This window comes from Streptomyces sp. NPDC005141 (assembly GCF_053599975.1).
On sequence record NZ_JBSFYW010000066.1, the window covers coordinates 23483 to 48430 of the forward strand.

Annotated in this window: 19 protein-coding genes; 14 read left to right on the top strand and 5 right to left on the bottom strand. The window is 71.9% G+C overall.

Annotated elements, in window-relative coordinates; genetic code table 11:
* Positions 1–93 precede the first annotated feature (93 nt).
* The 4 genes from ACWD68_RS34765 to nudC all read left to right on the top strand — a co-directional run bounded on the left by ACWD68_RS34765 (position 94) and on the right by nudC (position 9964).
* Entirely contained in the window at positions 94–3672 is a 3579-nt protein-coding gene (locus ACWD68_RS34765; RefSeq protein WP_451810445.1) for an ATP-dependent helicase, read from the top strand.
* 211 nt (positions 3673–3883) lie between these two features.
* Positions 3884–7498: a UvrD-helicase domain-containing protein gene (locus ACWD68_RS34770; RefSeq protein WP_451810446.1), complete on the top strand. Its 3615-nt coding sequence runs from the start codon at positions 3884–3886 to the stop codon at positions 7496–7498.
* A gap of 4 nt (positions 7499–7502) precedes the next feature.
* Positions 7503–8921, top strand: a complete 1419-nt coding sequence (locus ACWD68_RS34775) for a dipeptidase (RefSeq protein ID WP_451810447.1) — start codon at positions 7503–7505, stop codon at positions 8919–8921.
* A gap of 95 nt (positions 8922–9016) precedes the next feature.
* Positions 9017–9964, top strand: a complete 948-nt coding sequence (gene nudC, locus ACWD68_RS34780) for an NAD(+) diphosphatase (protein ID WP_451810448.1) — start codon at positions 9017–9019, stop codon at positions 9962–9964.
* 5 nt (positions 9965–9969) lie between these two features.
* On the opposite strand, the gene ACWD68_RS34785 is transcribed toward nudC, so the two are convergent.
* Positions 9970–10212 carry a mycoredoxin gene (locus ACWD68_RS34785; RefSeq protein ID WP_081219297.1) on the bottom strand — a complete coding sequence of 81 codons (243 nt, stop codon included), beginning with the start codon at positions 10210–10212 and terminating at the stop codon, positions 9970–9972.
* Between the two features lie 244 nt (positions 10213–10456).
* Here ACWD68_RS34785 and ACWD68_RS34790 point away from each other — a divergent pair, with 244 nt between their 5' ends.
* The 5 genes from ACWD68_RS34790 to ACWD68_RS34810 all read left to right on the top strand — a co-directional run bounded on the left by ACWD68_RS34790 (position 10457) and on the right by ACWD68_RS34810 (position 14449).
* Complete coding sequence (locus ACWD68_RS34790; RefSeq protein ID WP_451810449.1) at positions 10457–12739, top strand: ATP-dependent DNA helicase UvrD2; 2283 nt, start codon at positions 10457–10459, stop codon at positions 12737–12739.
* Between the two features lie 164 nt (positions 12740–12903).
* Positions 12904–13230 (top strand): hypothetical protein, encoded by a 327-nt coding sequence (locus tag ACWD68_RS34795; RefSeq protein WP_451810450.1) that lies wholly within the window; start codon positions 12904–12906, stop codon positions 13228–13230.
* Positions 13231–13405: 175 nt separating this feature from the next.
* Complete coding sequence (locus ACWD68_RS34800; RefSeq protein WP_028802016.1) at positions 13406–13774, top strand: WhiB family transcriptional regulator; 369 nt, start codon at positions 13406–13408, stop codon at positions 13772–13774.
* Positions 13771–14094, top strand: coding sequence for a hypothetical protein (locus tag ACWD68_RS34805; RefSeq protein WP_451810451.1), 324 nt, complete (start codon positions 13771–13773; stop codon positions 14092–14094). The genes ACWD68_RS34800 and ACWD68_RS34805 overlap by 4 nt, the downstream gene beginning before the upstream one ends.
* A gap of 130 nt (positions 14095–14224) precedes the next feature.
* Complete coding sequence (locus ACWD68_RS34810; RefSeq protein ID WP_451810452.1) at positions 14225–14449, top strand: hypothetical protein; 225 nt, start codon at positions 14225–14227, stop codon at positions 14447–14449.
* A gap of 75 nt (positions 14450–14524) precedes the next feature.
* Here ACWD68_RS34810 and ACWD68_RS34815 read toward each other — a convergent pair whose 3' ends face one another.
* Both ACWD68_RS34815 and ACWD68_RS34820 read right to left on the bottom strand, forming a co-directional pair.
* A complete protein-coding gene (locus ACWD68_RS34815; RefSeq protein WP_451810453.1) occupies positions 14525–15901 on the bottom strand; it encodes an ABC1 kinase family protein in 1377 nt (458 codons plus the stop codon).
* A complete protein-coding gene (locus ACWD68_RS34820; protein ID WP_451810454.1) occupies positions 15894–17084 on the bottom strand; it encodes a TOMM precursor leader peptide-binding protein in 1191 nt (396 codons plus the stop codon). The genes ACWD68_RS34815 and ACWD68_RS34820 overlap by 8 nt, the downstream gene beginning before the upstream one ends.
* Before the next feature lie 216 nt (positions 17085–17300).
* Between ACWD68_RS34820 and ACWD68_RS34825 the strand changes: the two genes are divergently transcribed.
* The 4 genes from ACWD68_RS34825 to ACWD68_RS34840 all read left to right on the top strand — a co-directional run bounded on the left by ACWD68_RS34825 (position 17301) and on the right by ACWD68_RS34840 (position 21190).
* Positions 17301–17897: a M48 metallopeptidase family protein gene (locus ACWD68_RS34825; RefSeq protein ID WP_451810455.1), complete on the top strand. Its 597-nt coding sequence runs from the start codon at positions 17301–17303 to the stop codon at positions 17895–17897.
* A gap of 122 nt (positions 17898–18019) precedes the next feature.
* A complete protein-coding gene (locus ACWD68_RS34830; RefSeq protein ID WP_451810456.1) occupies positions 18020–19726 on the top strand; it encodes a TerD family protein in 1707 nt (568 codons plus the stop codon).
* Positions 19727–19737: 11 nt separating this feature from the next.
* Positions 19738–20418, top strand: a complete 681-nt coding sequence (locus ACWD68_RS34835; protein WP_451810457.1) for an AIM24 family protein — start codon at positions 19738–19740, stop codon at positions 20416–20418.
* A 16-nt stretch (positions 20419–20434) separates the two neighbouring features.
* A complete protein-coding gene (locus ACWD68_RS34840) occupies positions 20435–21190 on the top strand; it encodes an AIM24 family protein (RefSeq protein WP_451810458.1) in 756 nt (251 codons plus the stop codon).
* Between the two features lie 94 nt (positions 21191–21284).
* Here ACWD68_RS34840 and ACWD68_RS34845 read toward each other — a convergent pair whose 3' ends face one another.
* Entirely contained in the window at positions 21285–21806 is a 522-nt protein-coding gene (locus ACWD68_RS34845) for an NUDIX hydrolase (RefSeq protein ID WP_451810459.1), read from the bottom strand.
* Positions 21803–23236, bottom strand: a complete 1434-nt coding sequence (locus ACWD68_RS34850; RefSeq protein WP_451810460.1) for a zinc-dependent metalloprotease — start codon at positions 23234–23236, stop codon at positions 21803–21805. The genes ACWD68_RS34845 and ACWD68_RS34850 overlap by 4 nt, the downstream gene beginning before the upstream one ends.
* A 189-nt stretch (positions 23237–23425) precedes the next feature.
* Here ACWD68_RS34850 and ACWD68_RS34855 point away from each other — a divergent pair, with 189 nt between their 5' ends.
* The gene (locus tag ACWD68_RS34855) at positions 23426–24541 is read left to right on the top strand and encodes an SDR family oxidoreductase (RefSeq protein ID WP_451810461.1); all 1116 of its coding nucleotides are present in this window, start codon (positions 23426–23428) and stop codon (positions 24539–24541) included.
* The last annotated feature ends 407 nt before the right edge of the window (positions 24542–24948 follow it).

A 24948-nucleotide genomic window follows, 5' to 3' on the forward strand; every position in this document is an offset into this window, starting at 1 on the left:
CGTCGTCGGCGCGCGTCCCCCTCACCCCGCGGTCACCGCCTTCCACGCGCGGCTGTCCGCCAACCAGTACGACCACCAGGACCGGCGAACCACGTGAGCTCCACTTCTTCCACCAGGCGCCTGACGCACCCCCCGGTGCGTCAGGGGGCCCGTGGCGCGTACCGGCTGGTGCGCACTCCGCCGGCCCGGTTGGATCCCCCTCGTCTTGACGCAGGACAGCGCGCGGTGGTTGACCACGCGAGCGGTCCGCTGCTCGTGCTCGCGGGTCCCGGTACGGGCAAGACGACCACGCTCGTCGAATCCGTGGCCGCCCGGATCGCACGCGGCGGCGACCCGGAACGCATCCTCGTGCTCACGTTCAGTCGCAAGGCGGCCGTCGAGCTGCGCGACCGTATGGCGCTGCGCATAGGAGCCGCCCGAGCCCCTCAGGCCACCACGTTCCACTCCTTCTGCTACGCCCTGGTCCGCGCCCACCAGGACAGCGACCTGTTCGTGGAGCCGCTGCGGCTGCTGTCCGGCCCCGAGCAGGACGTGGCCGTGCGCGGGCTCCTCGCGGGTCAGCCCGACCTGGAGCGGCTGGGCCTCGCCCATGTGCGCTGGCCGGACGAACTGCGCGCCTGCCTGACCACGCGCGGCTTCGCCGACGAGGTCCGCGCGGTCCTCGCCCGCAGCCGGGAGCTCGGGCTCGGCCCCGACGCCCTGGAGGCCTTCGCGCGGCGCATAGGCCGCCCGGACTGGGGCGCGGCGGCCGCCTTCCTCGCCGAGTACCTCGACGTCCTCGACATGCAGGGAGTCCTCGACTACGCGGAACTGGTCCACCGCGCGGTGCTCCTCGCCCGGCGTCCCGAGGTCGCCGGGCGGCTCGCGGTGCGGTACGACGCCGTCTACGTGGACGAGTACCAGGACACCGACCCCGCGCAGGTACGGCTGCTGCGCGCCCTCGTCGGCGGCGGGCGCACCCTCGTCGCCTTCGGTGATCCCGACCAGTCGATCTACGCCTTCCGGGGCGCCGACGTGAACGGCATCCTGGACTTCCCCGACGCCTTCCCGCGCGCGAACGGCCGCCCGGCTCCGGTCGAGGTCCTCGGGACGTCCCGCCGCTCGGGCGCCGCCCTGCTGGCCGCGACCCGCCTGCTCACCCAGCGCATGCCGCTGACCCGCCTGCCGTCGGAGAAGGTGCGCGCCCACCGCGAGCTGTCCCCGGTGCGGGACGGGGGACGTGCCGAGGTCTACACGTACCCGACGTCCGGCACGGAGCTCGACAACATCGCGGACATCCTGCGCCGCGCCCACCTGGAGGACGGCGTTCCCTGGGGCGAGATGGCCGTCCTGGTGCGCGCCGGTTCCCGGACGATCCCCACGATCCGGCGGGCGCTCACGTCCGCGGGCGTGCCCCTCGACATCGACGGCGACGATCTGCCCCTGCGGCACGAACCCGCGGTCGCGCCGCTGCTGACGGCGCTGCGGGCGGTGGCCCGGGCCGAGTCGGGCGCGGACGGGGTGTCCGGTGCCGCCGTCGAGACTCGTGCCGATGTCCCCGAAGACGCTGACGCTCCCGAGGTCGCTGAGGCCGCTGAGACCACTGAGGGCTCCGAGGGCGCGGATGCGGAGGCCGCCGCAGTGCCCGAGGCCGTCGCAGTTCCCGGAGTTCCCGAGGCTCCCGGTGGTGCCGATGAGGCGGAGGTCACCGACGGTGCCGGTGAGCCGGAGGACGTCGCCGTCATCGAGGTCCCCGAAGGCGTCGGCCTGCGTCAGGACGGCGACCCGAGTGAGGGCGCCGCCGACGTGCGCGACGCGTGCTGGCTCGACACCGAGACCGCGCTCACCCTCCTCGCCTCACCGCTCGCCGGCATGGACGCCGCCGACCTGAGGCGCCTGGGGCGGGCGCTGCGGGAGGAGGAACGTGCCGCCGGGAACCTCGTACCGCCGCCGTCCGACGACCTGCTCGCCCGCGCGCTGGCCGAGCCGGAGCGGCTCGTAGCGCACGATCCGGCGTACGCCCGAGGGGCCCAGCGCCTCGGCGCGCTGCTGCGCAAGGCGCGTGAGCGACTCGCGGGCGGCGGGACGGCCGAGGAGGCCCTCTGGGACCTGTGGGAGGGGACACCCTGGCCGCAGCGCCTGGAGCGGGCCGCCCGGCGCGGCGGCGCGGCCGGGCGCAACGCCGATCGGGACCTCGACGCCGTGTGCGCGCTGTTCGCGACCGCCGGGCGCGCGGAGGAGCGCACGGGAGGCCGTGGTGCCCTGAACTTCCTGGAGGAGATCGACGCCGAGGACATCGCGGCCGACACGCTCACCCGCAGGGCCGTCCGCCCCGATGCCGTACGCCTGATGACGGCGCACCGCTCCAAGGGCCTGGAGTGGCGCCTCGTCGTCGTGGCGGGCGTCCAGGAGGGCCTGTGGCCGGATCTGCGCCGCCGCGGATCCCTGCTGGAGGCCGACCGCATCGGACGGGACGGGCTGGCCGAGCCCCTCACCCCCGGGGCACTCCTCTCCGAAGAACGCCGTCTGTTCTACGTGGCGGCCACGCGCGCGCGTGAACGCCTCGTCGTGACCGCCGTGAAGGCGCCCGCCGACGACGGCGACCAGCCTTCCCGCTTCCTCACCGAACTCGGCGTCGAACCCAAGGACGTGACCGGCCGTCCGCGGCGCCCCCTGTCCGTCGCCGCACTGGTCGCCGAACTGCGCGCCACCACGGTCGACCCGCGCGTCTCGGAGAGCCTCAGGCAGGCCGCGGCGGTCCGCCTCGCCCGGCTCGCCGCGCTCGCCGACGAGGACGGCCGCCCGCTGGTCCCCTCCGCGCACCCCTACCGCTGGTGGGGCATGTACGAGCCGACGGAGAGCAAGATCCCGCTGCGCGACCGCGACCAGCCCGTCGTGCTCTCCGGAAGCGCCCTCGATCAACTCGCCAACACCTGTGCCCTGCAGTGGTTCCTGGGGCGGGAGGTGAAGGCCGACGCGCCCGCGACAGCCGCCCAGGGCTTCGGCAACGTGGTGCACGTCCTCGCTGACGAGGTCGCGTCCGGACGCACCCCCGCCGACCTCGCCGTCCTCATGGAGCGCCTCGACTCCGTGTGGAACGCGCTCGCCTTCGACGCGCCCTGGAAGTCCGCGCAGGAGAAGGAGCACGCGCGCGTGGCGCTCGAACGCTTCCTGAAGTGGCACGTCATGGACCGCACCGGCCGTACGCCGGTGGCCAGCGAGCACGACTTCGACGTGACCCTCGAAGCGGGCTCCTACGAAGTACGCATCCGCGGCTCCATGGACCGCGTCGAGGCGGACACCGAGGGCCGCGCCTACGTGGTCGACTTCAAGACCGGCAAACAGGCGCCGAGCGCCGCCGAGGTGACCCACCATCCGCAGCTCGCCGTCTATCAGCTCGCCGTCGGCGAAGGCGCCGTGGACGACGTCTTCGACGGCGTACGCCCCGAACCCGGCGGCGCCGAGCTGGTCCAGCTCCGCCAGGGAGCCGCCAAGAAGAACGGCGGTGAGACCCTCCCCAAGGTGCAGGCTCAGGAGCCGCTGGAGGGCGAGTGGGTCGGCGACCTCCTGGCGAACGCCGCCGGCAAGGTCCTCGACGAACGGTTCTCGCCGACGACGGGACAGCACTGCACGCACTGCTCGTTCCAGGCGTCCTGCAGTGCCCGGCCGGAGGGACGTCAGGTCATCGAGTGACAGGGAGTGACAGGTCCCGGAGCCGGCACCGTGCGCCTCCGGCCGCCGGGTTCCGGGTTTCGGGCCGGACCGCGGGGCTGCCGGTCCGGGCGGGCCGAGGGTGTGACGTCACCGACGTGACGTACGGCACCACCCGTGCTGACCAGCGCTTCTTCCGCCCCGGACGCCGATGTGGCCACCGCTGTCAGCGGGCGCCGCTAGCCTCTGCGACATGCCCGCCCGTATCACCGACCCCGAGCAGCTCAAGGAGCTCCTCGGCATCCCGTTCACCCCGGAGCAGACGGAGTGCATCACCGCACCGCCCGCCCCGCAGGTGATCGTGGCCGGAGCCGGTTCGGGCAAGACCACGGTGATGGCGGCACGCGTGGTGTGGCTGGTCGGCACCGGACAGGTCGCCCCCGAGCAGGTCCTCGGCCTGACGTTCACCAACAAGGCGGCGGGCGAACTCGCCGAGCGCGTCCGCAAGGCGCTGGTCAAGGCGGGCGTCACCGACCCGGACGTCATCGACCCCGACAACCCGCCGGGCGAGCCGGTCATCTCCACCTACCACGCCTTCGCGGGCCGCCTGCTCACCGATCACGGCCTGCGCATCGGGCTCGAACCGACGTCCCGCCTGCTCGCCGACGCCACCCGCTACCAGCTAGCCGCACGCGTGCTGCGCGAGGCGCCGGGCCCGTATCCGGCACTGACCCGCTCCTTTCCGGACCTGGTCGGCGACCTCCTGACACTCGACTCCGAGCTCGCCGAACACCTCGTACGGGCGGAGGACCTGCGCGCCTACGACGCCGAGCTGCTGCGCACCCTGGAGAGCGCCAGACTCACCAACGCGGACCTGCGCAAGATCCCCGAGGCCGCCGCCGCCCGGCGTGAACTCGCCGAGCTGGTGGGCCGCTACCGCGCGGCCAAACGCGAACGCGACCTCCTCGACTTCGGTGACCAGATCGCCCTCTCGGCCACCCTGGCCAGCACCCGTCCCGAGGTCGGGGAGATCCTGCGCGACGAGTTCCGGGTCGTCCTGCTGGACGAGTACCAGGACACCTCGGTGGCCCAGCGTGTCCTGCTCGCCGGACTGTTCGGCGGCGGCACGGGGCACCCCGTGACCGCGGTCGGCGACCCCTGCCAGGCGATCTACGGCTGGCGCGGCGCCTCCGTGGCCAACCTCGACGACTTCCCCGAGCACTTCGCGCGCCCCGACGGCCAGCCCGCGACCCGCCAGTCGCTCAGTGAGAACCGCCGCAGTGGTGGCCGCCTCCTCGACCTCGCCAACGGCCTCGCGGAGCCGCTGCGCGCCATGCACGCGGGTGTGGAGGCACTGCGGCCCGCCCCCGGAGCCGAGCGGGACGGCCTGGTGCGCTGCGCGCTGCTGCGCACCCACGCCGAGGAGATCGACTGGCTCGCCGACTCGATCGCCCATCTCGTACGCACCGGAAAGGCACCCGCCGAGATCGCCGTCCTGTGCCGCACCGCCACCGACTTCGCCGAGATCCAGGGCGCACTCGTCGCCCGCGACATCCCCGTGGAGGTGGTGGGCCTCTCCGGTCTGCTGCACCTGCCCGAGGTGGCCGACCTCGTCGCCGTCTGCGAGGTCCTCCAGGACCCCGGAGCGAACGCCTCCCTCGTCCGTCTGCTCACCGGCCCGCGCTGGCGGATCGGCCCGCGCGATCTCGCCCTCCTCGGGCGCCGCGCACGTCTGCTCGTGTCCCACGCGCGCGTGGGAGCCGACGACGACCCGGACCGCCGGCTCGCCGCGGCCGTCGAGGGGGTCGACCCGGCCGAGGTGATATCGCTCGCGGACGCCCTCGACACCTTCCTGGAGACGCCCATCGGGGCCGCCGGGGACGACGACGGGCTGCCCTTCTCGCCGGACGCGCGCGTGCGGTTCGCCCGGCTCGCCGCCGAGCTGCGCGACCTGCGCCGCTCACTCGCCGACCCCCTGATGGACGTCCTGCACCGAGTGCTCGCCGTCACCGGACTGGAGGTCGAGCTCTCGGCGTCCCCGCACGCCCTGGCCGCCCGGCGGCGCGAGACACTGTCGAACTTCCTGGACGTCGCCGCGTCCTTCGCCTCCGGTGACCACGAGGCGAGCCTGCTGGCCTTCCTCGGCTTCCTGCGCACCGCCGCGCAGTACGAGAAGGGCCTGGACAACGCCCTGCCCGGCGGCGAGAACACCGTCAAGGTGCTCACCGCGCACAAGTCCAAGGGCCTGGAGTGGGACGTGGTCGCCGTACCCGGCCTCGTCAACGGCACCTTTCCCAGCAGCCAGGGCCGCGAGAAGTGGACCGCCCAGGGCAAGGTCCTGCCGCACGAGCTGCGCGGCGACGCCGACACGCTGCCCGACATCGACACCTGGGACGCCAGGGGCGTCAAGGCCTTCCACGAGGCCATGAAAGAGCACCAGCACACCGAGGAACTGCGCCTCGGCTACGTCACGTTCACCCGCCCTCGCTCGCTCCTGCTCGGCTCCGGCCACTGGTGGGGCCCCTCCCAGAAGCGGCCGCGCGGCCCCTCGGCCTTCCTGCACGCCCTCCACGACCACTGCGCGGCCGGACACGGCGAGATCGAGGCCTGGGCGGACGAACCGGCGGAGGACGAGGAGAACCCGGCCCTGCACGAGGCGGCCGCCGACCACGCCTGGCCGCTCCCGCTCGACGACACGGCCCTCGCCCGCCGCCGCGCGGCGGCGGAGACCGTACTCGCCCACCTGGAGCGGGTCGCGTCCCACGACGAGGCCCACCCGGGGGCCGACGGACGCCGGCCCGCCGCCCACGACCCCGCCTCGTACGACGACCCGGAATGGCCGCCTCCGCCGGAGGACGACATCGGCCCCTACGACGAGGACGACCTCCCCGAAGACGATTTCCCCGAAGGCGACTTCCCCGAGGACGCTTTCCCGGAGGGCGACTTCACGGAGAGCGCCCTGTCCGGGGGCGACGACTCCGACTGGGACTCCTGGACGACGGATCGACCTGGGGACCGCCCGGCCGATCACCGGAGCGGACGCCCGACGGTCCCGCACCAGGCCCAGGGCCCGGCCCCGGCCGCCCGTCCGCACCCCCGGGAGACCGAGCACGGTCGCCTCACTCCCGAAGAGGCCCGCACCCTCGCCTCCTGGGACCGCGACCTGGACGCGTTGACCGGAGAGCTCCTGCGCGCCCGCGCGAGCGTCACCGACGTACCCCTGCCGGCGTCGCTCACCGCCTCCCAGCTGCTGCGCCTGGCCGACGACCCGGACGGTTTCGCCCAGGAGCTCGCCCGGCCCATGCCGCGCCCCCCGCAGCCCGCCGCGCGCCGGGGCACGCGTTTCCACGCCTGGGTGGAGTCCCGCTTCGAAGAGCTGCGGCTGCCGATGCTCGAGCCCGAGGAGCTGCCGGGCGGCGAGGCGGAGATCGCCGACGAGCGGGACCTGGAGGCCTTGAAGGACGCCTTCGAACGCTCTCCCTACGCGCACCGCACTCCATACCGCGTCGAGGCGCCCTTCCAGCTCGCGATCGCCGGGCGGGTCGTCCGCGGCCGGATCGACGCCGTCTACAGGAATCACGACGGCGACGGGACGACGTACGAGATCGTCGACTGGAAGACCAGTCACGCTCGCACCGCCGACCCTCTCCAGCTCGCGCTGTACCGACTGGCCTGGGCCGAGCAGCAGGGCGTGCCCCTGGAATCCGTCACGGTCGCGTTCCTGTACGTCCGCGGCGGCGAGGTCGTACGACCGGACGGACTCCCGGACCGTGCCGCACTGGAGCGGCTGCTCACGGAGGACCCGGCAGGTCCGCGGGACGAGGCTCCCGGAGAACCGCCGGACGAACGCGCCTCTGTGGGCGGATAGGCTCATGAACATGAGCAAGCCCGTTGACAACGCCGTCAGCACCGTCCGCGCATACATCGAGACCCACCGGGCCGCCTTCCTCGACGACCTCGCCGAGTGGCTGCGCATCCCCTCGGTCTCCGCTCAGCCCGACCACGCGGCGGACGTGACACGCAGCGCCGACTGGCTCGCCGCCGAACTCCGGGCGACCGGCTTCCCGACCAGCGAGGTCTGGCCGACCGCGGGCGCCCCGGCCGTCTTCGCCGAGTGGCCCTCCGAGGACCCCGACGCGCCCACGGTCCTCGTCTACGGGCACCACGACGTGCAGCCGGCCGCCCGTGAGGACGGCTGGGACACCGAGCCCTTCGAGCCGGTGATCCGCGGCAATCGCCTCCACGCGCGCGGGGCCGCCGATGACAAGGGCCAGGTGTTCTTTCACACACTCGGCGTCCGGGCCCACCTCGCCGCCAGCGGGCGCACCACCCCGGCCGTGCACCTCAAGCTGCTGATCGAAGGCGAGGAGGAGTCCGGCTCCCCGCACTTCCGCGACCTCGTCGAACAGCACGCGGAGCGGCTCGCGGCCGACGCCGTGATCGTCTCCGACACCGGCATGTGGTCCGAGGACACCCCCACGGTCTGCACGGGCATGCGGGGCCTCGCCGAGTGCGAGATCGAGCTGCGCGGGCCCGAGCAGGACATCCACTCCGGATCGTTCGGCGGCGCCGTGCCCAACCCGGCCACCGCGGCCGCCCGCCTGGTCGCCGCGCTGCACGACGAGCACGCGCGCGTGGCCGTCCCCGGCTTCTACGAAGGCATCACCGAGCTCACCGACCGCGAGCGCGAACTCTTCGCCGAGCTGCCCTTCGACGAGGAGCGGTGGCTGCGCACGGCCAAGTCGACCGCTACCCACGGGGAGGCCGGGCTCACCACCCTCGAGCGCGTCTGGGCCCGCCCGACCGCCGAGGTCAATGGCATCGGCGGCGGCTACCAGGGCCCCGGCAGCAAGACGATCATTCCGTCCTCGGCCCTGGTGAAGCTCTCCTTCCGGCTGGTCGCCGGACAGGACCCGGACCACATCGAGAAGGCCGTGCGCGCCTGGGCGGCCGAGCAGGTACCCGACGGCATCCGGCACGAGATCACGTTCGGCGCGGCCACGCGCCCGTGCCTGACGCCCCTGGACCACCCAGCCCTGCAGTCCGTCGTACGCGCCATGGGCCGCGCCTTCGAGCAGCCGATCCGCTACACCCGCGAAGGCGGCTCGGGACCGGCGGCCGACCTCCAGGAAGTCCTCGGCGCCCCGGTGCTCTTCCTGGGCATTTCCGTTCCCTCCGACGGCTGGCACGCCCCCAACGAGAAGGTCGAACTCGATCTCCTCATGAAGGGCGTCGAAACGACCGCCTACCTGTGGGGCGACCTGGCCGAGAACTGGCGCGAGACACACTGAACAAGCCGATCGACACCCTCAAGAGCACACCGCCCGCCCGTCCTGCTGAACCGCCTGTCGAAATAACCGTTCCACCGGGGGAGTTGGAAGCACCCGTGACCACCTGGACCGACCACAGCGCCGACCGTCCCATCTCGCTCACCGCGCCGAGCGGCATCGACCGGGCCGCCCACCACCGGCTCGACGAGGCCTGGCTCGCGGCGGCGTGGAGCCACCCCACGACCCGTGTCTTCGTGGTCTCCGGCGGGCAGGTGCTCATCGACGAGACGGCCGACGGCACCACCGAACTGCTGATGACGCCCTCGTTCGAGGCCCCGCTCACCGAGGCGCACCGCTACTTCCTGGGCACGGACGACGACGGGGTGAGCTATTTCGCGCTCCAGAAGGACACGCTCCCCGGCCGTATCGACCAGTCCGCCCGCCCGGCGGGCCTGCGCGAGGCCGGTCTGCTGCTGTCCCCGCGCGACGCCGGGCTGATGGTGCACGCGGTCGCGCTGGAGAACTGGCAGCGGCTGCACCGCTTCTGCTCCCGCTGCGGTGAGCGCACGGTCATCGCGGCCGCCGGTCACATCCGCCGCTGCCCCGCCTGCGGTGCCGAGCACTACCCGCGCACCGACCCGGCCGTGATCATGGCCGTCACCGACGACGAGGACCGCATCCTGCTCGGCCGCCAGGTGCACTGGCCCGAAGGGCGCTTCTCCACTCTCGCGGGCTTCGTCGAGCCCGGCGAGTCGATCGAGCAGTCCGTACGCCGCGAGGTCTTCGAGGAGGTGGGCGTCACGGTCGGCGAGGTCGACTACGTCGCCAGCCAGCCCTGGCCGTTCCCCTCCAGCCTCATGCTGGGCTTCAGAGCCCGCGCCACCTCGTCGGAGATCGACGTCGACGGCGAGGAGATCGAGGAAGCCCGCTGGTTCTCCCGGGACGACCTGCGGGCCGCGTTCGAGTCCGGGGAGGTGCTGCCTCCCTACGGAATCTCGATCGCGGCCCGCCTGATCGAACTCTGGTACGGCAAGCCCCTGCCGACGCGGGGGCACCTAGCCTGACGCGGTCAGACGCCGATCTTCTGCTTGACCTGCGCGAGCGAAGGGTTCGTGAGTGTCGAACCGTCCGGGAAGAGAACGGTGGGAACCGTCTGGTTTCCGCCGTTCGCCTTCTCGACGAACGCCGCGGACTGCGGGTCCTGCTCGATGTTGATCTCGTTGTACGTGATGCCCTCGCGGTCCATCTGGCTCTTGAGCCGACGGCAGTAACCGCACCACGTGGTGCTGTACATCGTCACAGTGCCCTGCATGTCTAATGCGCTCCTTCACGGCTTCGGGTGCGTGGTCGCTGCCAGTGGAACGCAGGTCACCCGGTCGCCATTCCCGTGGGGGGTATCGGTCGCGCCGACCGGGACGTGATGCTCGCCGCACCGCACCGCACCGCACCGCGCCGCAGGTGCGACGGCCGCGGCAGGGCACGGGTGCGCCCCCGAGGGATGGCCGAGAAGGGACCCCGTCGCACGGGGGCGGACGTGACGCTTGCCGCACTGAGACGTGACGCTCGCCGCATTGATACGACTGCAGGCGCCTCCCTGTGGACAACCGGCTCATCCGTCTCCGCAGACCTGGCAGCATGGCGGGGTGACAGCAGCAACGCACTCCACCCTCTTCCCGCAGGTTCCGGACACGGCCGACGCGGTGCTCGACGGGCTCGACCCCGAGCAGCGCGAGGTCGCCACCGCCCTGCACGGTCCGGTGTGTGTGCTGGCCGGCGCCGGTACGGGCAAGACGCGCGCGATCACCCACCGCATCGCCTACGGGGTGCGCGCGGGGATCCTCCAGCCCTCCAGCGTGCTCGCGGTCACCTTCACCAACCGGGCCGCGGGCGAGATGCGCGGCCGCCTGCGCCAGCTCGGCGCCGGAGGAGTCCAGGCCCGCACCTTCCACTCCGCCGCGCTGCGCCAGCTCCAGTACTTCTGGCCGAAAGCCGTCGGTGGCAGTCTGCCCCGGCTCGTGGACCGCAAGATCCAGCTCGTCGCGGACGCGGCGGCCACCTGCCGTATCCGCCTCGACCGGGGGGAGCTGCGGGACGTCACCGGCGAGATCGAGTGGTCCAAGGTCACCCAGACGATCCCCGCCGACTACTTCGCGGCCGCCGCCCGGGCCGGCCGCGAAGCCCCCCGGGACCCGGCCGAGATCGCCCAGATCTACTCCGCCTACGAGGACCTCAAGCGCGACCGCGCGGTCATCGACTTCGAGGACGTCCTGCTGCTGACGGTCGCCGTCCTGCAGGACCGCCACGACATCGCCGAACAGGTCCGCTCCCAGTACCAGCACTTCGTGGTCGACGAGTACCAGGACGTCAGCCCGCTCCAGCAGCGGCTCCTGGAGCTGTGGCTCGGCGAGCGGGACAGCCTCTGCGTGGTCGGTGACGCCAGCCAGACGATCTACTCGTTCACCGGTGCAACGCCGGACCATCTTCTCGACTTCCGCACCCGCCATCCCGGAGCCACCGTCGTCAAGCTCGTCCGCGACTACCGCTCCTCGCCCCAGGTCGTCCACCTCGCCAACGGCCTGCTCTCCCAGGCCCGCGGACGCGCCGCCGACCACCGCCTGGAACTGATCTCCCAGCGTCCCCCGGGCGCCGAGCCCGTCTACGCCGAGTACACGGACGAGCCCACCGAGGCCGAGGGCGCCGCCCGCCGCATCCGCGACCTCGTCGCCTCGGGCGTCCCCGCCGGTGAGATCGCGATCCTGTTCCGCACGAACTCCCAGTCCGAGATCTACGAGCAGGCCCTCGCCGACGCCGGTGTGCCCTACCAGCTCCGCGGCGCCGAGCGGTTCTTCGACCGCCCCGAGGTGCGCAAGGCGGGCGCGGCCCTGCGTGCCGCGGCCCGCTTCGGCGGCAACGACTCGCTGCTCGACGATGTCATCGACCTGCCCTCGCAGGTCCGAGCGGTGCTCTCGGGCGAGGGCTGGACCAGCAAGCCCCCGGCCGGCTCCGGCGCGGTCAGAGAGCGCTGGGAGTCGCTGGCCGCCCTGGTGAACCTCGCACAGGACTTTGCGACCGCCAAGCCCGGCGCGACGCTCGGCGACCTGGTGGCCGAGCTCGACGAACGCGCGAGCGCCCAGCACGCCCCGACGGTGCAGGGTGTCACCCTCGCCTCCCTGCACTCCGCCAAGGGCCTGGAGTGGGACGTCGTCTTCCTGGTCGGTGTGGCCGAGGGCATGATGCCGATCACCTACGCAAAGACCGACGAGCAGATCGAGGAGGAGCGCCGCCTCCTCTACGTCGGCGTCACCCGCGCCAGAGAACACCTCTTCGTCTCCTGGGCCCTGTCCCGCTCACCCGGCGGCCGCGCGGGCCGACGCCCCAGCCGGTTCCTGGACGGTCTGCGTCCCGGCTCCGTCGCCACGGCGGGCCGTGGCGGTGGCGGTGCCTCGGGAGGAATCGAGCGAGGCACCGGAAGCAGCGGCGTCGCCGCCGTCCGGCGCACCGGCCGGACCCCGGCGCGCTGCCGGGTCTGCGGCCGCACGCTCACCGACGCCGGTGAGATGAAGCTGATGCGCTGCGAGGGCTGCCCCTCCGACATGGACGAGGGTCTCTACGAGCGGTTGCGCGAGTGGCGCGCGGTGCAGGCGCAGCGCAGCGGGCAGCCCGCGTTCTGCGTCTTCACCGACAAGACGCTGATGGCGATCGCGGAGACCGCGCCGGACGACGAAGGCGAGCTCGCGCGGATCCCCGGGGTCGGTGTGCGCAAACTCAACCGCTTCGGAGCCGATGTTCTGGCCATCTGCGCAGGTCGCGAGGTTGAGGGAGACGGCGAGGGTGATTGATTCAAACTCGTCGAAAAAATAGTTTGCGCATGCCCCAGCAATCCCCATAGGTTCTTAACCACGGCAGCAGCGGCCTTCTCCAAGGCCCTGGTTCCGTGCTGTACTTAATAGCCGTCGGACCGGCTCGCACCGGTCCCCCAAGACGCCGAGAGGAGGCGATTCCAGTGATCAGCATCAACACCAGCTTCATCAACACCGTGAAAATGACCGATCGCTCGGTCGTCGTCTCCACGTGCATGCTCGGCGTCTCAAACGTGGGCACCAGTCTGTCCGGCATTCCTGCCGTCCGGCCGGCGTCCTCCGTGTCTCTCGCGGGTCTTCCCATCCGTGAGCGCAATGAGCGACCGACCCAGGCACTGGAAGCGGCAGTAGTGGCAGAGGCGCATGCCTATGCCTTTGCGGCAGCCGGTGCCGGATCCCTGAAGCAGACGAAGCAGCAGCACACGATGTGGGCCTTCCGTGGGCCTGAACCCTGGAGTGATCCAGCCTGATTCTCGATCAGGCCGGCGCCTTCAGGGCCGCGGAACCCCACCCGGGATCCGCGGCCCTTCTGTTTGTCCCCGACCGGGGACAGCGGAGCGAAGGGGCCTCGGGACAAGAAAAGAACCCGGTACCAGCCGCCAACCGGCCAACCCGGCCGGCACGACCAGACGAGGAAGACGAACCGTGCAACTCGAAGCGCACGCCCCGTCCGTACCGCCTTCCGAAACGATCCCCCCGCCCGGCCTCACGGAGGACTCCACCTTGATCCCGCTCACTGCGCTCACCGCGCTCGACGACGCCATCGAGAACCTCGGCGTACCCGTCCCCTGCCGTTCCTACGACCCGGAGGTCTTCTTCGCCGAGTCGCCGGCCGACGTCGAGTACGCCAAGTCCCTCTGCCGTACCTGCCCGCTGATGGAGGCCTGCCTCGCCGGCGCCAAGGAGCGGCGTGAGCCCTGGGGCGTCTGGGGTGGCGAGCTCTTCGTCCAGGGTGTTGTCGTGGCCCGCAAGCGGCCGCGTGGCCGCCCGCGCAAGAACCCGGTTGCGGCATGAACATCCGAGGAACGATCGACCGTCCCCTGACGAACGACCCCAAGAAGCAGGCCCCGATGAAGCCGTCCACGAGCGAGCCCGCAGGTTCCGCGACCTCAGACTTCACCTCCACCGGCGCGAACGACTCGCGTCAGAACAGGACCCGAGAGATGCAACTCATCCCAGAAGCCTTGGCTCGTGCGCATATGCACGAGCGACTGCACCAGGCCGAGCAGGAACGCCGGGCCGTGCGCCTGGCGACCGCTCGCCGCATGCAGCGCAGGGCCGAGCGCGCTTCGATGCGAGCCCGGCGCGCGCTGGCCATGGCGGTCATGCAGTAGTCGACGCACGTCGTCTCAGCAGCCGTAGCAGTCGCAGGCATTGAATCCCGCGGGGGTCGGTCCGTTCGGACCGGCCCCCGCGGTGCGTTGTGCCGGGCGAACAGCCGATCGCGGCGATATCGTCGCCCGAGTGACGAGTCTTCCCGAAGACAGTGACAGCACCGGTTCCCCACCGCGGTCCGACGCGGGCGAAGCCCAGAAGATCGTGTGCGCCCGCTGCGGCACCACGGCCGACGGCCCCCAGCCGACATGGACCTGCTCCGTCGAGAACGGCACCCGCTGTTACTTCTGCGACAACTGCGCCCGCAGCAACCTCAGAGCGATCGAGGGTCGTCTCGACTCGGACTGGTGGTAGACCCGCTACGACAGGGGGTCCACCGGCGACCCGGTTCGACAACTGCCCGCCAGCGGGCCGTATCCCGGGCGCCACTCACGCCTCGGCGGCCGCGACCTCTTCGTCCAGCTCCTCGTCCTCCAGCTCCTCCTCCGGCACGAACCCCGGCAGCCACTCCTCCAGTTCGTCGCGCAGGCGGACCGTCGCGCCGAGCTGGCACAGCACACCGATGGTGCTGAGAGTCACACGGTGTATGAGGAGGTACGCCGGCGGCAGATTCAGCTGCCGGCCCAACTGGTGGGCGGGGGAGCGGGGGTCGGCGATGCGGGCGGCCTGGCTGCGCATCCAGCCCCGGGTGAAGGTGAACTCGTCCGCCTGGGCCGGTTCGATGATCGGCAGCAGGTAGTCCAGGACCGCGTCGGGCTCGAGCTCTATCGACTCCTTGACGAAGCCTTCCTCACAGAGCAGTCCGTAGACCGACTCGGCGTCACCGTCCAGGGTCATGCGGAGGGAATCGCCGATCGGCTGGGGCAGGCCGCCGGGAAGCCGGTCCACCGTGCCGAAGTCCAGGACGCCCAGGCGCCAGCCGCTCTTCTCGTCCGGCAGGAGACGGAAGTTGCCCGGGTGCGGATCGGCGTGCAGCAGGCCGGTGCGGGCGGGGCCGGAGAAGAGGAAGCGGGCCAGCAACTGACCTGCACGGTTCCGCTGCTCCTGCGTGCCGTCGGTGATCACCTCCGACAGCGGCACCCCGTCGATCCACTCGGTCACGAGGACCTGCTCGCACTGGTGGACCACCGCCGGCACCATGACGTCCGGGTCGTCCGCGAACTCCTCGGCGTGCGCCGCCTGGGCCTGCGCCTCCAAGCCGTAGTCGAGCTCCTCGGAGACCCGGTCGCGCAGCTCCGTGATGAGCGGCTTGATGTCCATACCGGGGATCAGGGGACCGAGTAGCCGGGCGAAGCGGCCGAGTTGGGTCAGATCGGACAGGAGGGCCTCGCCCGCCCCCGGGTACTGCACCTTGACCGCGACTTCACGTCCGTCGTGCCACACCGCCCGGTGCACCTGGCCGATCGAGGCCGCCGCGGACGGCTTGTCCTCGAACTCCGTGAACAGTTCGTTCCAGTTCGCGCCGAGCCTCTCCTCCAGTACGGAGTGGACCGTGCGGGTCGGCATGGGGGGCGCGGCGTCCTGGAGCTTCGTCAGCGCCGCCCGATAGGGACCCGCGACCTCCTCCGGCAGTGCCGACTCGAAGACGGACATGGCCTGCCCGAACTTCATCGCACCGCCTTTCAGCTCCCCGAGCACCTTGAAGAGCTGCTCGGCCGTCCGCTGTTGAAGCTCGCGGCCCACGATCTCGGCCGACTTTCCGCCGATCCGCTTCCCGAGTCCCCAGGTCGCACGCCCGGCGAAGCCGAGCGGTAGCGCGGCCAGTTTGGCAGTACGGGTGACTGCCTTCCGGGGAAGATCAGACATGCGCCCTCCAGGTCCCAGCAAGCCGTGTCGCGTGCGGCTGTTGCCCCGCCATTGTCTCGTGCTCTTCGCCGTCCTCGGGGGCCCGCTCCTCTTTTGTTTTCTCCGCGGTCCCGCAGGGACAGCCGGGATGTGCCCGAACCGGCTTCGCGTGCCAGTCGCATCCCGGGAGCGACGCCTCCCAGCGGGCCCCCGCGCTGGAGGGCTGATCTCCGTCCAGAAAGGCGAGCGCGTGGCTCGCGGCGAGTGCGGCGACCGTCGAGGCCAGAGCGAGATCGCAAGCCGCCACGCGGCGCTGCCGCCCCGAACGCCACTGCGCGACCAGACGCGGCCAGGTCGGATCCCGGTCGGTGCGCTGCTGGTCCAGACAGCCGGCGCAGCCGGTGTCGCCCGGCAGGACCAAGGGCCCCACGATCCCGGTCGCCTCGACCACACCCGCGTAGAGGTGGGGCGTCCCCGACGCGATCAGGCTCTCGGCCGACACGGGGTCCGGCGCGTGGACGCCGAGGCCGTCCCGGGGAGTGAGGATCACCAGGGACAGCCCGCGGGTCTCCTCCCCCTCCCTCTCCTTGGAGGAGGCCCGCGGCGGACGGTCCGGCGCCGCTCGGCGCACCGCCCGCCGCGCGGCGTCCTCCCTGCGCTCACCGACGGACTCGACGGGAAGGCCGCCCGGCGCCACGTCCCACGGCTCGACGCGGCCCAGGTCACGCACCTCGACCTCGCCGACACCCGCGCCCGCGAGGAGCGCTGCCAGGACGACCCCCACCCGGCCGGCGCCCCGCACCTGCACGCGCAGACAGCGGCGGGCGGCCAGGCGCTCGACGGCCCCGGCCGGCTCGCGAGCGACGAGGGAGAGGGAGGCGAGGTCGGATCGCAGCCGGTCCATGACCTCCTTCCGCTCACGCAACGCGTCCGCGGCCGGGCCGCCTCCGGTCGCGTCGTCCAGCAGGCCCGACCGGGCCAGCCGGTCCACCAGTCCGTCGACATGGCCGTCCGGCAGCCCCATCGCACGGCCCTGCTCGCGCAGCAGCGGCATTCCGCGTGTCCCGTCGAGCAGATCGAGGAAGCTGCCTGTCGCCGTGTCCATCGGGCCCAGCACCATCGCGTGCGCCGGTGCCATTCCGAACTGCACGGTGTTGAGATCCCGCCAGCCGCGCCGCAGCGCGGGCTTCACGATCGGATGCATGACCTACCCCCGTAGACCGTGGAACGTCCCGTATGTCCGCGGTGCGACCGGCGCACCACGGACCGATCGCCAGCATGCCCGTACCCGTCGAGCCCCGCCGAAAGTTGTCCACAGGCGGCACCGTTCGTCGTACAAATCCAACGCGCGGAGTGCGGATCGGCATCGAACCGTCCCGGGGGCGGGACTTCCCCCATGTGCAGCGGGTAACGTCGGGGCGTGCCCGCCGACCCACTGCACAGCGCCGCCAAATCCAAGCGCAGCATGACGAGCCCGCCGCCGAGCGGTTCGGGGGCGAGCGCGATCGAGGTCCGCAGGAGTGCCCGACGGCGCAGAACAGTCTCCGCGTACCGCGAGGGCGATCGCACCGTCGTGCTCATCCCCGCCCGCATGTCCGAGGCGGAGGAGCAGCGCTGGGTGACCGTCATGCTCGACAAGCTGGCCGCCCAGGAAAGCAAACGGGTGCTCGGTGACACCGAGCTGGCCGAGCGCGCCGAGCGGCTGTCGGCCCACTACTTCGAGGGCCGAGCGCGGCCCGCGTCGGTGCGCTGGGTCACCAACCAGAACACCCGCTGGGGCTCGTGCACCCCCTCCGAGGGCAGCATCCGTCTGTCGCACCGGCTGCAGGGCATGCCCGAGTACGTCGTCGACTACGTCCTTCTCCATGAGCTCGCCCACCTGCTCGTACCCGGCCACGGGCCGCGTTTCTGGCGGCTCCTGGAGGCCTATCCGCGTACCGAACGGGCTCGCGGATACCTCGAAGGCGTCGTCGCCGCCGACCGGCTGCCCCACCTCCCGGCCGCGCGCGACGAGTAGGGGGGCCCGTCCCGCCGCGAAGGCGATTGTGTACCGGGTCTGTACCGGCATCGTCCGCTTCCGGACTTTGCGGTTAGCCTGACGCGACGCACTCGCATCGGGATGGGGGACGGTCGTTACGCATGGCCAGGGAATTCCAACGCGGCCACAAGGCCAAGATCAGTGACCTCACCGCGGGCACCGATCTGTACGTAGGTGTACAGATCACCGGCCCCGGGCTGACCTTCGACATCAGTTGCTTCGGTCTGGACGCCGACGAACGGCTGTCGGACGACCGGTACTTCGTCTTCTTCAACCAACCGAAGTCCCCCGAGGAGTCCATTCAGCTGCTCGGCGCGCAGTCGGGTGACACGGAGTCCTTCCGGATCACCCTCGACCGGATTCCGGCGCAGATCCAGAAGCTGTCCTTCACGGCGACGCTCGACGGCGCCGGACAGATGTCGCAGATCGCCCCCGGATACCTCCGTGTCGTCGCCGGCGGCGAGGAGGTGGCTCGGTACGCCTTCAGCGGCACGGAGTTCTCCACCGAACGTGCCGTGATGCTGGGCGACTTCTACCTCAAGGACGTCTGGCGGTTCGCCGCCGTCGGGCAGGGTTTCGACGGCGGCCTCGACGCGCTGCTGAAGAACTTCGGCGGCGAGGTCGCCGCAGAGGAGCCCGCCGCGCCGCAGCCGCAGTCCGGCGCGGCGCCGTCCTTCGCCCCGCCGGCCCAGGCCACCGCGCCGCCCACGTTCGGCGCTCCGGCCCCGGCCCCCGCCGCCCAGGGCTTCGCGCCGCCATCCGGTGGCACTCAGCCCGCCCAGGCGCCCGCGCCCTCCGTGCACGCCGCCCCCACCATCGTGGGGCCGCTGCACACCCCGCCGGGCGGCACCGTTCCGCCGCCGGGCCCCGCGCCGTACGCGCAGCCGCCCGGCCCGCCCGGCCCGCCCGGACCGCCGCCCGGCTACGGCCAGCAGCCGCCCGGCCAGACGGCTCCGATGCCGCCCGGTTATGGGCAGCAGGCGCCGACGGCACCTCCCGGATACGGGCAGCAGCCCCCGACGGCGCCCCCCGGCTACGGTCAGCAGCCGCAGTTCGGGCAGGTCCCGGGCCAGGCACCCGGGCCGTACCCGGGTCAGCCCGGTGCCCCCTCCCCGTACGGCGCGCCCCAGGGTGCCCCGCAGGGCGGGGCCGGTGTGGCCGCCGCGCTGGGCGCTTTCAAGGAGACGCCCACCGGTCAGCGGTGGACTCCGCAGAACAAGAAGCTCATCCGCGTCGATCTCGGCATCGGCGGTCAGCCCGTGCTGGCCCGGCAGGGCAGCATGGTGCTGTACCAGGGCAAGGTCGACTTCAGCTACAAGGGCGCCGGGTTCGCCGGCCGGATCGTGGGCAACGCGACCGGCCAGGAGATGCAGCTGATGCGCTGTACCGGTCAGGGCCAGGTGTTCTTCGCCGAGAACGCCACCCACGTGCACCCGATCGAACTCCAGGGGGACGCGATCTGTGTCTCCGCGGAGAACGTCCTCGCCTTCGACGAGTCCCTCCAGTACGAGGTCCGCCGCATCGAGGGGCACGGCATCCCCGGGGGCGCGCTGTTCACGATGCAGTTCCAGGGGACCGGCACCGTCGTCGTCAAGACGCACGGCGCGCCTGTCGTGCTTCCGGTGACACCCACGACGTTCGCCGACTGCAACGCCGTCGTCGCCTGGTCCGCCGCCGCGCAGGTGATCGTCTCCAGCCAGGTGAGGATGCGCCGGAACGCCTACCCCGGTGACACCGGCGAGAGCGTGAACCTCCAGTTCCGTGCCGCACCAGGCAATTTCGTCGTCGTCCAGCCGTACGAGGTCTGAGGGAGCCCGTCATGAACCAGCCATTCGCGGGCTTTGCCCCGGCACCCGTCACCGCGCGCATGGAGAACCACGGCAATCACATGCTGAAGGTCGCCATGCAGACCGGGAACGACCTCTTCGCGCGCGTGGGGTCGATGGTCGCCTACGAAGGGTTCGTCCAGTACGAGCCCAACCCGCCCGCCGTCCGCCAGATCGCACGCGACTGGATGACCGGGGAGGGTGCGCCCCTCATGAAGTGCTCCGGCGACGGCCTGCTCTACCTCGCCGACTACGGGGCGAACGTCGTCGTCATCAACCTCAACGGGGACGCGATCTCCGTCAACGCGACGAACCTGCTCGCCTTCGACGCTCACCTCACCTGGGGCGTCGAGCGCGTGAAGGGACTGGCCAAGTTCGCCGGACAGGGTCTGTGGAACACCAAGATTTCCGGTCAGGGCTGGGTCGCGCTGACGTCCAGGGGCAAGCCGATCGTCGTCGACTGCGGCGGCGGTGAGGACGAGACGTACGTCGACCCGGACGCGCTCGTCGCCTGGTCCCCGAACCTCAAGGTGAAGGGCAAGCGCAGCTTCAAGGCGCAGTCGCTGATCGGACGCGGCAGCGGCGAGGCGTACCAGATGGCGTTCTCCGGGCAGGGCATCGTCGTCGTCCAGCCCAGCGAGGACAGCACCGACCGCCTCCGAGTCCGGGGCTGAGGGGGAGCAGGACACCATGCAGAGCCCGCTTTTCGGCTACAACGAGCAGCAGACCCAGGATCGCTACAGCCTGCAGAACTCGCAGATGCTGCGCGTCGTCCTGGAGGGTCACGACGACATCCTCGCCCGCAAGGGCACCATGGTCGCGTACCAGGGTCTCGTCGAGTTCGACGCCGAGTACCAGAACAACAACCAGCACCGCGCGCGTGCGCGGACCGGTGAGGGACTCGACCTGATGCGCTGCCACGGGCAGGGCACGGTCTACCTCGCCAACCTCGGCCAGCACGTGCACGTGGTCGACGTGGAGCAGGACGGCCTCACCGTCGACAGCAGCTATGTGCTGGCGATGGACTCCGGTCTGCACCACGAGGTCATCGCCGTGGACAGCCAGTACGGCATCTCCGGCTCCGGCAAGTACCAGCTCAACATCACGGGACGCGGCAAGGTCGCGCTCATGACCTCCGGGATGCCGCTGAAGATGCAGGTCACACCGGACAAGTACGTCAACTGCGATGCCGACGCGATCGTCGCGTGGTCCACCGGCCTGCGTGTGCAGATGCAGGCTCAGACCCACTCCTCCGGAGTGTGGCGGCGCCGCGGCAACACCGGTGAGGGCTGGGAGCTCAGCTTCATGGGCAGCGGTTACGCGCTCATCCAGCCCAGTGAACTCCTGCCGCCGCAGAACGCGGTGGTCGGCCAGGGGGTGCGGGCCCAGTACGGCATGGGCCAGCACGGCGCCCACGCACAGAACCAGGGCAACGCCTGGAGCTGACCGCACGACCGTTCGGGAACGACGGCCCGCGAGCAAAGGTAAGGGGCGACCGCCATGGCGGTCGCCCCTTACCTTTGGATCGCTCGCGCGGCGGTCACAGCCGTGCGCGGGTCCCTTCCAGGAGACGTACGACCGAATCGTCGGCCACCTCGGCGACCTCGTCGTACGCGAACCAGCGCAGGTCGAGGGACTCGTCGCTGATGGCCTCGACCGCGCCGGCCGGGGCGAGGGCGGCGTACTGGACGTCCAGATGCCAGTGGCACGGCGCCGGGATGGCGTGCCGGTCCAGTGTCACGGGGCCGCCCGGCGCCAGGGTCAGACCCTGGATGCCCGACTCCTCGGTCGCCTCGCGCAGGGCCGCGTCGGCCAGGGTCGAGTCGCCCGGCTCGCAGTGCCCGCCCATCTGGAGCCACTTCTGGAGCTTGCGGTGCAGCGTCAGCAGAACGCGGCCCCGCATCGGGTCGATCACCAGAGCGCTCGCCGTGACGTGCCCGGCGTGGCACGACTTCCACATGCCGTCCGGATGCTCGGACAGGTGGTCGAGATAGACCTGGCGCAGCTTGTCCAGGTCCTCGTGGTTCTTCAGCACGAGGACCGCGTCGTCGTACAGGCTCACTCGGTGCCGTCGCCCTTGTCGGTGTCCTCGGAGTCGTCGTCCTTCTTCAGGTTCGGCTTCTCGGTGGCGGCGCCGCTCGCCGCCTCGCCGAGCATCTTGTCGAGCTCGGAGAAGTCCAGGTGCTCGCGGTGGACGAAGCCGTCCGGGTCGTCCAGGTCGGACGCGGTCGGCAGCATGTCCGGGTGGGCCCACAGGCCGTCCCGGCCGTCCACACCGCGCGCGTCGGTGAGGGAGGCCCACAGACGCGAGGCGTCCCGCAGCCGGCGCGGGCGCAGCTCCAGGCCGATGAGCGTGGCGAACGTCTGCTCGGCGGGACCGCCCGTGGCGCGGCGGCGGCGCAGCGTCTCGCGCAGCGCGTCGGCCGAGGAGAGCCGCGGCTTGGCCGCCGAGTGGACGACCGCGTCCACCCAGCCCTCGACCAGCGCGAGCGCCGTCTCCAGGCGGGCCAGCGCAGCCTTCTGCTCGGGCGTGTCCTCCGGCTGGAACATGCCCTGCTGGAGTGCCTGCTGCAGCTCCTCCGGGTTCTGCGGGTCGAACTGGCCGACCACGTCCTCCAGCTTCGCGGTGTCGACCTTGATCCCGCGCGCGTATCCCTCGACAGCGCCGAACAGGTGGGAGCGCAGCCACGGCACGTGCGCGAAGAGGCGCTGGTGGGCGGCCTCGCGCAGGGCGAGGTAGAGCCGCACCTCCTCCTGGGGGACGCTCAGGTCCTTGCCGAACGACTCGACGTTCAGCGGCAGCAGTGCGGCCTTGCCGACCGGGCCGAGCGGCAGACCGATGTCGGACGAGCCGACGACCTCGCCCGCGAGCACGCCCACGGCCTGTCCGATCTGCGTGCCGAACATGGCCCCGCCCATGGAGCGCATCATGCCGATGAGCGGGCCCGCCATGGCCTGCATCTCCTCCGGCAGGACATCACCCATGGCCGCGCCGACACGCTCGGCGACCGGGTCCACGAGCTCCTTCCACACGGGCAGGGTCGCCTCGACCCACTCGGCCCGGCTCCACGCGAGCGCGGAGCCCGCACCGGAGGGCAGGGACGTCGCGTCGTCCAGCCACAGATCGGCCAGCCGCACAGCTTCCTCGACCGCCAGCCGCTCGGCGGGACCGACGCTCGCGTCCTTGGTGCCGTCAGAGGTGCCCTGGGAGACCGTCTGCCGGGCGATCTGCTTGGCCATGTCCCAATTCACCGGACCACCCTCGTACGAGAGCATCTGGCCCAGTTGCTGGAACGCGGCGCCCAGGTCATTGGGGTTCATGGAACCGAACATGGCTGCGAGCGGATTGTCGGCTCCGGGGCCACCGGCTCCGGACGGCCCGAAACCGAACGGTCCCTGACCACCGCCGCCCTGCTGGTCCTTCTTCTTGCCCTCGTCGCCGTTCTCCGGCTCCTCCGGCGGAAGGCCGAATCCGAATGGGGTGTCACTCACGGGATTCCTCGGCTGGTAAGGCCGCCGGTTCGTTCCGACGGCGGCTGCCCACAACACCACCCAGCGTAGACACCTGAACCCGATCGGGCCTCGGTGCTTCGCCGACTCGTCGCCTGCGGCAGGATGGATGCCACCTGGTAGGGGCGCGTCACGCGCGCCCATACTGAAGACAACCGCTGGAGACGCCCGGTGAGTTCCCCAGATCCGCAGGTTCGCGCAGCGCGAAACCACTCAACCAGCCCAGCCTCGCGCGGCCCCGTCGTCGCGGTCACCGGCGCCGCGGCCGGTGTGGGCGCGCTGCTCACCGAGCGGCTGGCCGCCAGCGAGGAGATCAAGCAGGTCGTCGCGATCGACGAGCGGCGCGGCGAGTGCGCCGACGCCCAGTGGCACATCCTGGACGTCCGCGACCCGGCGATCGCCGAGAAGCTGCGCGGCGCGGACGTCGTGGTCCATCTCGCGCTCGACCTCGATCTGGAGACGGACGCGGCGGCCCGGACGGCGTACAACGTCCGGGGGACGCAGACCGTGCTCACCGCCGCCGCGGCGGCCGGGGTCCACCGTGTGGTGCTGTGCACGTCGGCGATGGTCTACGGGGCGCTGCCCGACAACGAGCTGCCGCTGGCCGAGGACGCCGAACTGCGGGCGACGGCCGAGGCGACGGGGGTCGGTGACCTCCTGGAGATCGAGCGGCTGGCGCGTCGGGCCCCGCGGGCGCACCCGGGCCTGAACGTGACTGTCGTGCGGCCCGGGGTGCTGGTCGGCGGCGGTTCCGACACCGCGCTGACCAGGTACTTCGAGTCTCCCCGGCTGCTGGTCGTGGCGGGGTCGAGGCCCGCCTGGCAGTTCTGCCACGTCGAGGACCTGTGCAGTGCGCTGGAGTACGCCGTCGTCGAGAAGGTGGAGGGCGAACTGGCCGTCGGCTGCGACGGGTGGCTCGAGCAGGAGGAGGTGGAGGAGCTGAGCGGGATCCGGCGGATGGAACTGCCGTCCGCGGTCGCGCTGGGCGCCGCCGCCCGACTTCACCGGATCGGGCTCACTCCCTCGCCCGCGGGGGACCTCGCCTACACGATGTACCCCTGGGTGGTGAGCGGGAGCCGGCTGCACGACGCCGGATGGCGGCCGCAGTGGACCAACGAGGAGGTCCTGGCGGAGCTGCTGGAGGAGGTTGCCGGACGGCATACGGTGGCGGGCCGGCGGCTGGGACGCAAGGACGCGACCGCGGCGGGCGCGGCGGGCGCGACGGTGGCCCTGCTGGGCGCGGCCGCGGTGGTCCGGCGCGCGCGGAAGGCCCGTCGCCGGATCTGAACCACGGCCGTGCCGTGGCGCTCCGTGGCCTGGCCTGGCCAGGGCAGGCCAGGCCAGGCCAGGCCAGGCGTGGTGCGGCGTGCGGTGGCCATGCGGGCAGGGTGGCAGCGCGGCGAGGCCGCACGGTCCCGGCCTGCGAGCCGGTCGCGAGCCGGTTGAGGACCGTGCCGTGGAGCCGGGCCCGCCTTGTGAGCCGGGCATGGCCGGACCGTGGAGCCGAGTCCGTCGGAACGGGCACGGACCGGCCCGTGGAGTTGCGCCTTGTGGGTGTCGGGCACGGACCGGCCCGTGGAGTTGCGCCTTGTGGGTGTCGGGCACGGTCTGACCGGTGGGATCCCGCCCCGTGGTCCGGCGGCGGGCGACGCGGGGGGTTCGGGCGCCGCCCGCCACCCCACGAACACACGAAT

Coding starts and splice junctions, on each gene's coding strand:
- ACWD68_RS34770 (WP_451810446.1), top strand. CDS start 3,884: ATGCCCGCCCGTATCACCGACCCCGAGCAGCTCAAGGAGCTCCTCGGC.
- ACWD68_RS34775 (WP_451810447.1), top strand. CDS start 7,503: ATGAACATGAGCAAGCCCGTTGACAACGCCGTCAGCACCGTCCGCGCA.
- ACWD68_RS34785 (WP_081219297.1), bottom strand. CDS start 10,212: ATGCAGGGCACTGTGACGATGTACAGCACCACGTGGTGCGGTTACTGC.
- ACWD68_RS34805 (WP_451810451.1), top strand. CDS start 13,771: ATGAACATCCGAGGAACGATCGACCGTCCCCTGACGAACGACCCCAAG.
- ACWD68_RS34815 (WP_451810453.1), bottom strand. CDS start 15,901: ATGTCTGATCTTCCCCGGAAGGCAGTCACCCGTACTGCCAAACTGGCC.
- ACWD68_RS34820 (WP_451810454.1), bottom strand. CDS start 17,084: ATGCATCCGATCGTGAAGCCCGCGCTGCGGCGCGGCTGGCGGGATCTC.
- ACWD68_RS34830 (WP_451810456.1), top strand. CDS start 18,020: ATGGCCAGGGAATTCCAACGCGGCCACAAGGCCAAGATCAGTGACCTC.
- ACWD68_RS34835 (WP_451810457.1), top strand. CDS start 19,738: ATGAACCAGCCATTCGCGGGCTTTGCCCCGGCACCCGTCACCGCGCGC.
- ACWD68_RS34840 (WP_451810458.1), top strand. CDS start 20,435: ATGCAGAGCCCGCTTTTCGGCTACAACGAGCAGCAGACCCAGGATCGC.